At 45.5% G+C, this 13296-nt stretch carries 15 protein-coding genes and 1 riboswitch; of the genes, 7 read left to right on the forward strand and 8 right to left on the reverse strand.

Going from position 1 to position 13296, the window contains the following annotated elements:
* Positions 1-55 precede the first annotated feature (55 nt).
* Genes GON05_RS14085 through GON05_RS14095 form a run of 3 tightly spaced genes read right to left on the reverse strand, consistent with a single transcriptional unit; the run spans position 56 to position 1885 of the window.
* Positions 56-643, reverse strand: a complete 588-nt coding sequence (locus GON05_RS14085; protein WP_157319692.1) for a TerD family protein — start codon at positions 641-643, stop codon at positions 56-58.
* A 32-nt stretch (positions 644-675) separates the two neighbouring features.
* Positions 676-1257 (reverse strand): TerD family protein, encoded by a 582-nt coding sequence (locus GON05_RS14090; RefSeq protein WP_127453072.1) that lies wholly within the window; start codon positions 1255-1257, stop codon positions 676-678.
* A gap of 28 nt (positions 1258-1285) precedes the next feature.
* Entirely contained in the window at positions 1286-1885 is a 600-nt protein-coding gene (locus tag GON05_RS14095; RefSeq protein WP_157319693.1) for a TerD family protein, read from the reverse strand.
* A gap of 238 nt (positions 1886-2123) precedes the next feature.
* On the opposite strand from GON05_RS14095, the gene GON05_RS14100 reads away from it, so the two are divergent.
* The 5 genes from GON05_RS14100 to GON05_RS14120 are packed head-to-tail and all read left to right on the forward strand — an operon-like array spanning position 2124 to position 7252.
* The gene (locus GON05_RS14100; RefSeq protein WP_157319694.1) at positions 2124-3644 is read left to right on the forward strand and encodes a spore germination protein; all 1521 of its coding nucleotides are present in this window, start codon (positions 2124-2126) and stop codon (positions 3642-3644) included.
* Positions 3637-4725: a GerAB/ArcD/ProY family transporter gene (locus tag GON05_RS14105; protein WP_157319695.1), complete on the forward strand. Its 1089-nt coding sequence runs from the start codon at positions 3637-3639 to the stop codon at positions 4723-4725. The genes GON05_RS14100 and GON05_RS14105 overlap by 8 nt, the downstream gene beginning before the upstream one ends.
* Positions 4722-5936, forward strand: a complete 1215-nt coding sequence (locus GON05_RS14110; RefSeq protein ID WP_157319696.1) for a Ger(x)C family spore germination protein — start codon at positions 4722-4724, stop codon at positions 5934-5936. Before GON05_RS14105 ends, GON05_RS14110 begins: the two co-directional genes overlap by 4 nt.
* Positions 5933-6160 carry a hypothetical protein gene (locus GON05_RS14115; protein ID WP_157319697.1) on the forward strand — a complete coding sequence of 76 codons (228 nt, stop codon included), beginning with the start codon at positions 5933-5935 and terminating at the stop codon, positions 6158-6160. The genes GON05_RS14110 and GON05_RS14115 overlap by 4 nt, the downstream gene beginning before the upstream one ends.
* Before the next feature lie 15 nt (positions 6161-6175).
* Complete coding sequence (locus GON05_RS14120; RefSeq protein WP_157319698.1) at positions 6176-7252, forward strand: GerAB/ArcD/ProY family transporter; 1077 nt, start codon at positions 6176-6178, stop codon at positions 7250-7252.
* A gap of 64 nt (positions 7253-7316) precedes the next feature.
* Here the strand turns inward: GON05_RS14120 and GON05_RS14125 are convergent, their stop codons facing one another.
* Positions 7317-8009 (reverse strand): CAP domain-containing protein, encoded by a 693-nt coding sequence (locus GON05_RS14125; RefSeq protein WP_420819857.1) that lies wholly within the window; start codon positions 8007-8009, stop codon positions 7317-7319.
* A gap of 7 nt (positions 8010-8016) precedes the next feature.
* Positions 8017-8152, reverse strand: a riboswitch (cyclic di-AMP (ydaO/yuaA leader).
* A 179-nt stretch (positions 8153-8331) separates the two neighbouring features.
* Here GON05_RS14125 and GON05_RS14130 point away from each other — a divergent pair.
* The gene (locus GON05_RS14130) at positions 8332-8565 is read left to right on the forward strand and encodes an alpha/beta-type small acid-soluble spore protein (RefSeq protein ID WP_157319700.1); all 234 of its coding nucleotides are present in this window, start codon (positions 8332-8334) and stop codon (positions 8563-8565) included.
* A gap of 53 nt (positions 8566-8618) precedes the next feature.
* Here the strand turns inward: GON05_RS14130 and GON05_RS14135 are convergent, their stop codons facing one another.
* The gene (locus tag GON05_RS14135; RefSeq protein ID WP_246239106.1) at positions 8619-9464 is read right to left on the reverse strand and encodes an ATP-dependent DNA ligase; all 846 of its coding nucleotides are present in this window, start codon (positions 9462-9464) and stop codon (positions 8619-8621) included.
* 182 nt (positions 9465-9646) lie between these two features.
* Here GON05_RS14135 and GON05_RS14140 point away from each other — a divergent pair, with 182 nt between their 5' ends.
* Positions 9647-9823 (forward strand): hypothetical protein, encoded by a 177-nt coding sequence (locus GON05_RS14140; protein WP_157319701.1) that lies wholly within the window; start codon positions 9647-9649, stop codon positions 9821-9823.
* Positions 9824-9899: 76 nt separating this feature from the next.
* On the opposite strand, the gene GON05_RS14145 is transcribed toward GON05_RS14140, so the two are convergent.
* The 3 genes from GON05_RS14145 to GON05_RS14155 form a co-directional block, all read right to left on the reverse strand.
* A complete protein-coding gene (locus GON05_RS14145) occupies positions 9900-11429 on the reverse strand; it encodes an extracellular solute-binding protein (protein WP_157319702.1) in 1530 nt (509 codons plus the stop codon).
* Between the two features lie 71 nt (positions 11430-11500).
* The gene (locus tag GON05_RS14150; RefSeq protein ID WP_157319703.1) at positions 11501-12379 is read right to left on the reverse strand and encodes a carbohydrate ABC transporter permease; all 879 of its coding nucleotides are present in this window, start codon (positions 12377-12379) and stop codon (positions 11501-11503) included.
* Between the two features lie 17 nt (positions 12380-12396).
* Entirely contained in the window at positions 12397-13254 is an 858-nt protein-coding gene (locus GON05_RS14155; RefSeq protein ID WP_157319769.1) for an ABC transporter permease, read from the reverse strand.
* Positions 13255-13296 lie beyond the last annotated feature (42 nt).

Below are 13296 nucleotides of genomic sequence, written 5' to 3' on the forward strand. Positions count from 1 at the left end.
GGATGGCTAGCAAAGGGGTGATGCCTAAACTGCACCACCCCAACTAGTTTAAGCTTTACTCCGCATCAAGTCCATAATTTTTGCATAATGCTTGAAGACCGCCTTGGAAGCCGCTTCCAACCGCTTGGAATTTCCATTCCTGACCTTGGATGTCACGGTATAACTCACAAATGACAACCGCAGTTTCAATTGAAAAATCTTCGCCTAGATCATAGCGTAAAATTTCTTGATTTGTTATTTCATCGAAAAGACGAACGAACGCATTGGACACTTGTCCAAAATTCTGATTGCGGGTTGCTGCATCATGGATAGTTACGGCAATACCGATACGGTGGATATGCGCAGGGATTTTCGAGAAATCAACCTTGATCTGCTCGTCATCGCCATCTCCATCACCGGTACGGTTGTCTCCCGTATGTTGAACCGAACCATTTCCACCAACCAAATTGTTATAAAAGATAAAATCCTCAATGCCTTTGGCTTTATTGTCTGCATGCAGCAGAAAGGCCGAGGCATCTAAATCGAAAGAATGACCGCCGGAATACTTGTTGGTATCCCAGCCTAAACCGATAATCGCCTTCGTTAAACCGGGGTTTGTTTTGGTTAAGTCAATTCTTTGACCTTTGGACAAGCTGATTGCCATATCCAACAGCTCCTTAGAATATTTTTGACTTATTAGGAAGTTTGCAAGCCGTAATCACGAGCTAGTCCACCAAGACCATCTTTGTAGCCGCTTCCGATTGCGCTGAATTTCCACTCGCCACTGTGACGGTACAACTCACCAATTACTACGCCTGTTTCGATAGAGAAGTCTTCGCCAAGATCGTAACGAATCAATTCCGCGCCAGATCCTTCGTTAAGGATACGCACATAGGCATTGGACACTTGTCCGAAATTTTGGCTCCTTACATCCGCCTCATGAATTGTAATACAGAATGCGATTTTTTCTATTTCAGCTGGCACATTAGCCAGATCCACGCTAACTTGCTCATCATCCCCGTCTCCAGCACCTGTACGGTTGTCACCGTTATGAATGATGGATCCATTCGCATTTTTGCGGTTGTTATAGAAAATGAAGTCAGCTTCAGAATTCACTTTACCAGCTGCGTTCACGCAGAAAAGGGAAGCGTCTAGATCGAAGTCTTTACCGCCATCATATTTATTCGTGTCCCAACCTAAGCCAACAACCACTTTCGTCAGACCTGGGTTTGATTTTGTCAAATCAACTTTTTGACCTTTAGATAATGAAATCGCCATGGATAATGACCTCGCTTTGTATATTGGATTATGTGTAACGTTTAACTAATTGACCAATTGTTGTATCCGTACTGCCTTCACCAATCGCATTAAATTTCCATTCACCACTATGGCGGTAAATTTCACCTACGATTAAAGAGGTTCTACCAGCGTAACTATCAGTTAGATTAAATTTAACCAATTCTTGATTATTAGAATCATTCAGAATTCGAATGTAAGCGGATTGAACCAGACCGAAGTCCTGTTTTCTATTAACACAATCGTAGATATTTACGACGAAAATGATTTTACTAACGTCCGCAGGCACTTGACTCAAATTAACCGAAATTTGCTCATCATCGCCATCGCCTTCACCTGTACGGTTATCTCCGGAGTGAACAACGGAGCCATCGGGACTTTGCAAATTCGCGAAGTACACGACATTTTTCTCTTTTGTCAGTTTACCATTCGCATCCAATAAAATCACTGAAGCATCGCAATCGATCTCAACAGTTGTTTTCTTCGTTCCGAAAAAACCTTTTTTCTCAATGACAGCAGGATCCCATCCGAGACCTACAACCACTTTAGTAAGACCGGCATTCCCTTTTGTTAAATCGATCTTTTGACCTTTGACCAAACTGATAGTCAATCAGGCCACCTCCTTCACAACTTGTTTTGTAGTACGCTCATTACTTTGATACGGATGAGTGCCCATCACGTTTCACAAGTTTCGATTAAATTTTCAGACTCCATACATATTTTTACTTTACATCACTATTTTATCCAAATTTCGCTAATATTTTTTGTTAGTTCGTTCCCTGATGAATTGGTTTAGCAACTTGGTTAATTGGACAAACAGATAATTATCACATCTAAGGAGCGTTCTCATGGATGCAAGTTTGTCGAATTCATTGGAAGCTGTTTCCTACTCACTCGATGATAACCTTCGAACTCTTCAGGTTATATATACAAAATGCAAAGATGTCAATTTCCACGAATTCCTTATTGGAGGAACAACCAGAGCCCTCATCGTTTATATCGAAGGGATGGTTAATCTTGAAGCATTGGATCGAAACGTCCTAAGTCCTTTACTTAGCGAGACTATAGAAGAATGGAATTACACGGAAAAGGAACTGTCATCCATTATTTCCATCTCGGACGTCAAGGAAGCTTCGACATTCTCAGACATCATTGCTCATCTTTCTGTAGGCAATGTCGAACTTTTCATCGACGGCATCCCTTTGGCATATTCGCTGGGTCTCGCTCACTGGGAAAAGAGAAACATCGAGGAACCGTCGGCAGAATCCGTTATTCGTGGTCCGCGCGAGGGATTTACCGAAACAATGTCTGTTAATACAGCAATGCTTCGGAGGAAAATAAAAAGTCCCTCCCTCAAAATGGTTTCGTACAAAATAGGAAAACACACACGCACGGAAGTCGTCGTTATTTACATGGAGGGCATCGCCAATGAGGGGCTCATTCAGGAGGTTGAACAACGGATTGCCGAAATTGAAATCGACGGCATTCTGGAAAGCGGATATATCGAGGGCTTAATTGAAGATCATCCGCTGTCTCCTTTTCCGCAAATTCAAGTAACCGAACGTCCGGATGTTGTCTCCGCGGCACTTCTGGAGGGCCGTACAGCCATTCTGGTAGATGGAACGCCATTTTCGTTGATAGCTCCTGCTACACTGTTCTCACTTTTGCAATCACCAGAGGACTATTATCAAAGATTTATTATCGGAACCTTAATTCGTTGGCTGCGCTATATGTTTTTTTTCATAACATTGCTGCTCCCTTCTTTGTACGTGGCTATTTTGACCTTTCATCAAGAGATGGTTCCCACATCCCTCTTGCTCAGCATTGCGAAGTCCAGAGAAGATATTCCGTTTCCCGCACTTGTTGAAGCTCTTCTCATGGAAGTTTCTTTCGAAGCGCTCCGCGAAGCCGGTGTTCGTCTCCCTAAGCAGGTAGGTGCCGCAGTTAGTATCGTAGGCGCGCTCGTCATCGGACAAGCCGCAACCTCCGCAGGTTTGGTGTCGGCTCCAATGGTCATGGTGGTGGCTATCACGGGAATCGCCTCCTTCATGATGCCTCAGTATTCCACAGGCATTGCTTTGCGAATGCTCCGATTTCCCATTATGATTTTGTCGGGAATTCTAGGACTGCTAGGACTCATGCTTGGATTTATTGTCATCGTGATTCACCTCTGCTCATTAAGGTCGCTTGGCGTTCCTTACCTGCAGCCCCTTGCGCCGATTAAGGCAAAAGAGTTAAAAGATGTGATCATTCGTGCACCAATCTGGTCCATGCGGACCCGTCCTAAATTTACCGGAAAGATGAATGCGATTCGGCAGCCCTCTGGACAAAGACCAGATTCGCCAAAAGGGGATGACATTTATGATTGAAAAGGGACGTATCTCCCCGCTTCAATTAGCTATCATTATGCATCCAACTGTCCTCGCTACCGCCACTTTATCTGTCCCGTCCATCACGATGAAAACCGCCGGTATTGATATGTGGATGACACCAATCCTTTCAGCAATGGTAGGACTTTTGTCAGTGATTGTGATGTATCGCCTGTATATCAAATATCCGGAATTAACCTTCATCCAATATACGGAAGCGATTCTCGGCGTGTACGCAGGGAAGGCGCTCTCCGGCTTCTTTCTCGTGTCGTTTATCTTCACGAATGGACTTGTGCTGCGCGAATACGGGGAATTTGTTATCGGTAACTTTTTACATGAAACACCGATGGCACTCGTCATTTTTTGTATGGTGGCTGTATGTGCATATGTCTTATATGAGGGAATTGAAGTGCTCGCCAGAGTCTCGCAAATCCTTATTCCTTCGGCTGTGCTCATTATTTTCATCATGCTGATCTTGATGATTCCTGATCTTCATCCTAAAGAGATGTTTCCTATTCTGGGAGATGGCCCGCTTCCCCTACTAGTGGGGTCACTTGTCCCCTCATCTTGGTTTACCCAGTTTTTTATGCTGTCGTTTCTTTATCCATTTTTGAATAAAAAGCGGCATGTTTTGCAGTGGAGCTTCCTTAGCGTCGGCATTGTCATGATCACCTTGCTTACGATTAATCTGACCATCTTATTAATGTTCGGATCACTTACGGTTCAATTCAATTACGCTTTCCTCATTGCAGTACGTTATATTTCCATCTCTGACTTTCTGGAACATATAGAAGCACTAGTGATGACCATTTGGATCATTGGGATGTTCATTAAAGTATCGTTGATCTACTATGCCACTGTGCTTGGTACGGCGCAATGTTTGGGGCTCTCTGATTATCGGCCTCTTATCGTTCCGGTTGGCTTTCTGATACTGCTGCTCAGCTTTTGGGTTTCTCCTAATTTTCAAGAGCTCATGCATGCTATAGGAACTAATATCCCTTTTTTGGCACTGATTACACAGCTTGGTGTTCCCTCCATGCTGCTTCTTGCCGCTTCTTTCAGAAAGGGGCAGCAAGGATGAAAGTGATGCTGAAGCTATTTTTAATGGCAAGTCTCTTTACCCCGCTGCTGACGGGCTGCTGGGATCGGACGGAAGTGAACGATTTGGCACTCGTCACTGGAGCAGCGATTGATAAATATGATGATAAGTCGATCGAATTGACGATACAAATTTTTGTCCCGCGAAGTCCCGGCGGGGGTGGAGGCGGATTGGAAAGCAGCAACAAAGGGGGGAGCATTCAAAATTCCCTCGTCAAATCCGCGGTAGGCGTTGATATTGCTGATGCGGTTTCTAAGATTCAAGAGAAGATGCCGCGCAAAATTTTCTGGGGTCATACCGAAATTATTATTTTCGGTGAGGCTGTCGCGCGACAAGGGGTTCGAGACGAGGTCGATTATCTAATGAGAGCGCCTCAGCCGCGAGAGCGCGCCTTTATGTATATTTGCAAGGGAAGCGCACGCGAAATTCTCGAAATGAATACACGGCTGGAGCGGAACTCCTCAGAGATTATGAGGGAAATTGCCAAGAGCAAAATCATTCTTAGTGTAACGTTGGCGGATTTGGCACACATGTTGGTGAAACAGTCCGGCGCTGCAGCCCTGCCTTTTATTGAGCTCCTCGGGGCGAACACACCCAGAAATCACGACGATACAGGGAGTTTCACCAATTATACGGCCGTATTCAAAGACGATAAGATGGTTGGAACCATTGACGATCCAACCACCCGCGGCCTGCTCTGGCTCAGGGACGAGATCAAAACAGCCGTCGTTACTGTGACGCCGGAAGGTGTCTCCGGCCATGTCTCCCTTCGACTTTTGAAAAGCGAGACGAAACTGCAGCCAATCATCGAAAACGGCAAGTGGCGCATGAACGTCTGGATTCATACGGAAGATGATGCCCTGCAAAATACTACTTCACTTGATCTCGCCTCCGATCAGCAAGCTGTTAAACGCGTGGAAGCCGCTATGAATGATGACATTGAAGAGCGTGTCGCAGTTGCTTTGCGAAAGGTTCAGCAAGGTTTCAAAGCCGACATTTTTGATTTCGCTGGGGAATTCCACCGAGCGTACCCTAAGGAATGGCGTCAAAACCAAAAACTTTGGAACGAGATCTTCCCGAACGTCGAAGTTACTGTACAATCGGATGCCAGAATGCTGCGTCCTGGGCTTTCCAGCATCAAGTCTTCTCGATCCCAAGAGGAAAATGATAAGGAAGAGGAGTATATCCAATGACATCCAAAGACATTCCCCTATGCATGGCCGCGTGCTTGATCATCACATTCTTTCAGTGGTTTCGCTTGAAAAACAGACCGACCAAAGACAAAGCGGCTTATCTCTCTATTTTAGCCTTATGCTGGATGCTAGCGATCGTTTTAGTCATGAATCCGAGTATGCCGGGTCCGACGCAGCTGGTAAATTACATTTTCTACCCTCTCGGTAAACTCTTAGATCATTAAAGGAGCCTCACGGACATGCAGATTGGCGGGAAACAATTATTCTGGATGATATTGACCATGCAGCTGGGAATGACCATTTTACTGACCATAAATCCATCTATCCAAACTGCGAAGCAAGACGCTTGGCTTTCAACCGTTTGCGCAACCGGAATAGGTGCAGGGATCGCTTATGTTTGCTCACGATTGAGTATCTATCATCCAAGGCAAACCATCGTAGAGTTTTCAAAAAAATTATTTGGTCGATACATCGGCTATACGGTTATGGTGTTGTATTTCATCTACTGGTACAGCGTGCTTGCGATTATCATAAGGCAATACGCAGAGTTCATCGTTGCGACTATTCTTCCCAAAACGCCGATCCTTGTCCCGATGCTAGGCATGCTCCTCGTAGCGATCTATGTAACTTTCTCGGGCTTAGAAGTTATAGCGAGATGCTGCGAAATTTTAGGGCCTTTAACCTTGCTCGGGATTGCTATTCCTCTCTTGCTGAGCCTAAAAAATATACATATCAACAATATCCTTCCCTTCTATGTGGATACCGGTGCGATGACTATCCTAAAAGGTGCGCTGCCGACCTCAACATTTCTTGGAGATTGCATCCTTCTGTTCGTCATTATGGGCTTTCTTGCAAAGCCTCAAGATGGGATGAAACCGGCCATACTCGGGGTGGCTGCTGCAGGTCTCTTAACAAGCATTTCGACTTTCTTAATCCTTTCGGTATTTGGACACATCTCCGCTTCGGGCCAAACCTATCCTTACTTTAATCTGATCCGATATATTTCCTATTTCGACTTTTTTCAAAACCTCGATTCCTTTGTTATCGCCATCTGGATTATTAGTGTGTTCACTAAAGTTTCTCTCTACTTTTTTGTTTGCACATATGGAACAGCTCAAAGTTTCGGTCTTAAAAAATGGCGACGTATGATTTGGTTCGTAGCACCGGTTATCGCTCTGCTTACCTTGATTCCTCGGGACTTTATCGATAGTTCCGTGGTATTTCCACAAAAAATCGCGATTCCTTATTTATTGCCCATCCATGGGATCATTCTGCCACTCTTGATGTGGGGGATAGCGAAGTTGAAATATAAATAAAGCCCTTGCGAAATCCCACCTGGGAAATCACAAGGGCTGTTTGTTTGAAATTCGCTATAGAGCATTAGTTGCTGATGAATTCCTGCACCCATTCTCCGTTATAATAGGCGACCCCAATTTTCGTGTAATTAGGGTTCAAAATATTTTCACGGTGACCCGTACTGTTCATCCATGCTTCCATGACCGCCTCTGGTGTAGGTTGTCCTTTGGCAATGTTCTCACCTGCATAGGAATAAGGAATGCCATAAGTGTTCATCATATCAAAAGGCGACCCGTAAGTCGGCGACGTATGATCAAAATAGTCGTTGTTGTACATATCTTTGGCTTTATCCAACGCCATAGCTGTAAGGGCGTTATCACTGGTTAGCGCTTGAAGCCCAGCTTTTACCCGTTCCTGATTAACTAATGTAACGACTTGGCTGGCAAAAGCGGATTGCGTAGGTGTATCTGGTGTTGACGGAACTGCTGGTGTTGATGGAGTTGGCGCTGACGGGGCTGGTGTTTGAGAGCCGCCGCTTGTCCATGTGCTGCCAGGAAGGTTCAACGTCATCCCAGACCAAATCACGTTCGGGTTGGCAACCTGAGGGTTAGCCTGAATCAGCGAAGTGAGACTCACGCCATACTTCTGGGAGATCAACCACATGGTATCGTTGTCTGACACCGTGTACGTGGCGGATGCCGCCATAGCTGCGCTGGAACTCATAAGGACGCTCAGACCAATAGCACCGGTTACGACTAGCTGCTTATAACGTTTCAACATAGAAATCTCTCCTTTTTGCGGCCTGCGAGGTTAGCTGTCGGATTCGGGTCAAAGAGTAATCACCCGGTCGCTTACATAGCGACTTCACCCCAAAGAATGGGTCCCCCGTGCTTTCTAAGAAGCTTCGGCCTTCTAAGTTTTTGATCCATAATCGATCTTTCCGATTGTAACACGGGGTTTTTCCGAAAACATGCCGCAAAATTTTCCAACGCTTTATGAAAGCGCAATCATCGCGCTGCAAAAAAATTTTCCAGCACCATGAATAAAAAACCATAACTTCCACAAAATACTCATACACCAAATAAAGGAGTGAATCCAGATGGCTAGCAGTAGAAGCAATACATTACTTGTGCAACAAGCAAAATCAGCTCTTGAGCAAATGAAATATGAGGTCGCTCAGGAACTAGGTATTCAGATTCCTCAGGACGGGTATTACGGCTACATGGCTACTCGCGATACCGGCGCAATCGGCGGACACATTACGAGAAGATTGATTCAAATCGCTGAGCAACAGCTAAGCGGCAACAGCACAGGTAATTTTAGACGCATGTAATGAACAAAGAAAAGACTGCACCACCACTTCCTCCTTGGTGATCCAGTCTTTTTTTACATCACAAATTCCATGAAAACCGGCGAACGAAGCCTTCCGTTTCTCGTCCAGTTTTTCGTCTTGATTTTGGCCATTAGCCGCGGTTCCATATAAGCAAAATGATTGTCCTCTTTGTAGACTAATCGGTGCTTCACGCCATCCAGCGCCTTCTGATGTTGAGGCGTTACCCCGGTCTCAATCACCCCAACCGGAATCTTCAAACCATTTGCTGAATCAATGGACGCCAGCAAAGCAAAGTTATTTTTCCTGTAACCAGAAATATAGACATCTGCATAAGTCCAGTTAATCACTTTTTGCCATTGCCTGGAGCGTTTGTTGCTCTCGTACTTGAAATGTTCTTTTTTCGACTTCAAAATGATACCCTCAAGCCCATCCTGCCGGATTTTCTCAAAATAATCCACTGCTTTACCCTCGTAAACCTTCACCCTTTTGTACCTGTCATTCTCGATGAAAGCTTGCTCCAACAGCTCCTTGCGTTTAAGCAAGGGTAATTCAGTGACATCAATTCCCTTGTATTTTAAAATATCAAATGCAAAAAATACAACAGGTGATAAGTCTGTCGGGTTTAAAAATCTGGCTGACATCGCTTCATAGTCCGGTTTACCTTGATCATCCAAAATAACCAATTCACCGTCAAGGATCGTTCCCTCGTGAATCGGGCATTGGAACAACTCAGGAAATTTATGCGTTACCAATTGATTGTCTTTCGTATATACATAGAGTTTGTCTAAATTAGAAAGAATGCACCTGAAACCGTCTAACTTCAGTTCTGCCACATGATGTTTACTGTTATAAGGTCTATTATCTTTGGCGTCTTGCAAAAGCATAGGAGAAATGAACATATGATATCACCCTACGTTAGATAATACTGCACTGTGATTCATCTGCCTATAGGGACTTGAAGGAAATCGAGGCCTACCCGCTCCATTTTCGACAAAACAAGTGCAATCCCTCTCTACAAAGCGACAATCAAATTCGCAGATTCCGTTTATAATGGAGGTAGATGAATGGGAGGGATGTTCGCATGGACAAGCTATTTATCAAAAGACTGCATACGTTAAACCGTCGCGACGAACTTAGATCAATGCTGCTGCTGGAAGGGATCAAACTCACTCTCAAACGGAAAAAAGAACTCGGCTTATTTTATAGATTATTCAAAAAGACGAAGAAGAAACCCATTGTTGCTAAAGGATGGAATTGAACTGCCATACGCATAAGAGGCGTCCACGAAAGTAGAATTTCTCTACCTTCATGGGCGCCTCTGCTATTTTACAATCTTACTTGCCGCTCTTCGCGTATTGCGCGCTGAACTCCTCAATAACTTTATCGCCGCCGGCTTTTCTCCACTGCTCGATCGCTTGCTTCCAGCCTGCCTCATCGATTTTGCCTAGGATATACTTCGTGCGGGCGTCGTCAATAATCGGCTTCAACTCGCTGCCTTTGGTCGTTTGGGTTTCGGAAACGAGCGGATTCGTCGGGTTATTGACCGCGATGGCCTCGTTTTCTTTGATCATTTTGCCGTACTTCTCCATCAGAGGCGTTTCTTTCCCCGTCGTTTTCGCCGTATACTTCGCGACTTGAAGCTGTAGATAACTGGAGCCTACTTCGGTGTCCTGCAGCTTTTGATCATAAAATACCGGCTTACCGTCTTCGATCTTATAGTGTTTGCCCTCGATGCCCCAGCCCAGCAAATCCAGCATCTTCTGATCGGAAATTTTATCAAAGAAGCCTAGAATCTGTTTCAATTCCGCCTCGGTTTTCACACTTGATTTCGGGAACATAAATACACTGTTATAGCCTACGCCGCCCGGCAATCTCTCGCCTTTGGGCCCTGTGATCCGGGAGACGACGTCCACATCCGAGCCAGGGAACGTTTTGGATAGCGATGCCTGATAACCTGCTCCGTCAATCATATTCGAGATTACCGCTCCAGCTTTGCCCTGGTTGATATCGTCTTTCTTCTGTTGATTATTCAGAACAGGGAAGTCCTGCTTGATGAGCTTCTCGTCGTAAAGCTTTTTATAAAATTTCATCGCTTCGAAATACTCTGGCGCTAGAAAATCAGGACTTAATTTGCCATCCTTCACTTCCCAGGAATTCGGAGCCCCCATAATGGAGGCGATGACGCCAAAACCATCCATCGTTTTCTCTTCCGTCAAACCAACGGTGTCCGCTTTGCCGTTTTTGTCCGGATCATTCAGTGTAAACGCTTTAAAAACGTTATATAAATCATCAAGCGTTTTCGGTGCGCTTAAGCCTACGTTTTTCAACCAGTCGCTGCGGAAAATAACCCCATAAGTGGACAAATCGCGGGCACGAAATAAGCCGTAAATTTTGCCATCCACTTTGATATTGTCAAAAACAGCCGGGTTCATTTTAGACAGATTCGGATAGTCCTTGAGGTAAGGACCTACTTCCCAGAACACGCCGGCACGCACCGCGCTCAAAATGTTCGAATCCTTGTTGTTCTGCACAAGCAGCGCCTTGGGAAGCTCGCCGGAAGCAATCGTGACATTAACCTTTTCTTTGTAGGAAGAGTTGGGGACCCAGGAGATGTCCAATTTCGTGTTCGTATAAGCTTCAATCTGCTTTTGCACTTCACTGTCCGCTTTGGGCGGCTCTGCATACATGAGTGTCATGACACTTAACTTCAAGGGCTCTTTGCTTACGGGAGCACTGCTAGTACCCGCATTCCCTCCTGCAGCTGGACTCGCTTCGTTTCCACAACCGGCCAGCAGCGCAGCAGCGCCAACCATCATTCCCATTGCAGCCAAACCGCTTTTTCTCATTCCCGCGTATTTTTTCATTGTGGCAATGCCTCCCCATAGTCTTATTTTATATGAATGCTTCCCAATCACAATAGTTTTCGGGAGCCTGTTCAACCTTTTACAGAACCGATCATGACTCCTTTGGCAAAATGCTTCTGAAGGAACGGGTAGACGAGCAGAATCGGTACCGTTGAAATGACGATTACGGCCATCTTAATGATCTGCGATGGAGGCGCAATATAGTTCTGATCAAACTGCGTTGAATCCCCGATACCGCCTTGGGATAAGATGACGATTTGCCTCAGCCAGACTTGGATCGGCCACATTTTCGAATCGTTAATGTACATGATTGCGTTGAAAAAGGTGTTCCAGTGGCCTACCGCATAGAACAAGGCAAACGTAGCCAGCACTGGCGCCGATAACGGCAGCACAATTCGGAAAAGCAAGCCCACATCGCTGCAGCCGTCAATTTTGGCCGCTTCCTCAAGTCCCTCGGGCAGTTGACGGAAAAAGCTCACAACGACGATGAGGTTAAACGCACTGATCGCATTGGGAATCAGCAGGGACCAGTAGCTGTTCAGCATGCCAAGCGCCTTAACGACCAGGAACGTTGGCAGAATCCCGCCGTGAAACAGCATGGTGAAAACGATCAGCATCATAAACAGCTTTCTTCCTTCAAAATCCTGCCTCGAAAGCGGATAGGCGAGCAGTGAGGTGAACAAAAGATTGATAAAGGTACCGACCACTGTAATGCCGATCGTCACGAATAGGCTGTTCACAATCGTTTGTGTCGAGAAAATGTAGCGGTAACCTTCCAGCGAGAAGGAAGTAGGGAACAAGATGAATCCTCGTCTGAGCACCTCTTCCGGCTCTGCAAATGAAACCGATATGATGTAGATAAACGGCAGCAGCGTGACGAGAGCAAACAACGCCAGAAACGTGTAATTGAAGCCGTCAAAGACGCGGCTGCCTATGCTTTTGTTGATCATTGAACATGACTCCCTTCTTAATACAGGCCGCTTTCGCCGAATTTTTTGGCCAACCGATTGGCCCCAACCACCAGCACCAGCCCAATGATCGACTTAAACAATCCGACTGCTGTACTGTAGCTGAACTGGCCCTGCTGAATCCCGACATTGTAAACGTAGGTGTCAAAAACTTCGCCTACCTCGCGGTTCATGGCGTTCAGCATTAAGAAGATTTGTTCAAAGCCAGTATCAAGGAACGATCCCAACCGAAGGATAAATAAAATGACAATGACACTGCGAATCGCAGGAAGCGTAATATGCCACAACTGGCGGAAACGGTTCGCCCCATCGATTCTTGCCGCTTCATACAGCTGCGGGTCCACCCCGGCCAGCGCTGCCAAGAAAATAATCGTTCCCCAGCCTGTTTCCTTCCAAACTACTTGCGAAACGATCATCGTTCGAAACCACTCGCTTGAGATGAGGAACTCCATTTTCGGCAGGCCCAATGAAACGAGCAGGTCGTTGACGATGCCTCCTTCTGTCGTGAAAAAGATGTAGGAGATCCCAACCACAACCACCCAGGAGACGAAGTGGGGAATGTAGACAATCGTTTGAATGCTGCGTTTGAAAACTTCCCTGCGCACTTCATTTAATAACAGGGCCAGAATAATCGGCAGCGGGAAGAAAAAGACCAGATTGTATACGGCGAGAATAATCGTATTTTTGAACAGCATCCCGAATGAAGCGTCAAAAAAGAACCTCTCAAAATGTTTGAAACCTACCCATTTGCTGTGCAGCATCCCAAGTGCCGGCTGATAGTCCTGAAAGGAAATCAACAACCCCCACATGGGGAAATAACGAAAAATAATAAAGTAGAGCATGCCAGGAAGCGCCATCGCATACAGCCATTTGTTTTTCAGCAAACGGTTGATTCTCGT

It is taken from the genome of Paenibacillus anseongensis (assembly GCF_009757995.1).
GTDB classification, from domain to species: domain Bacteria; phylum Bacillota; class Bacilli; order Paenibacillales; family NBRC-103111; genus Paenibacillus_E; species Paenibacillus_E chondroitinus.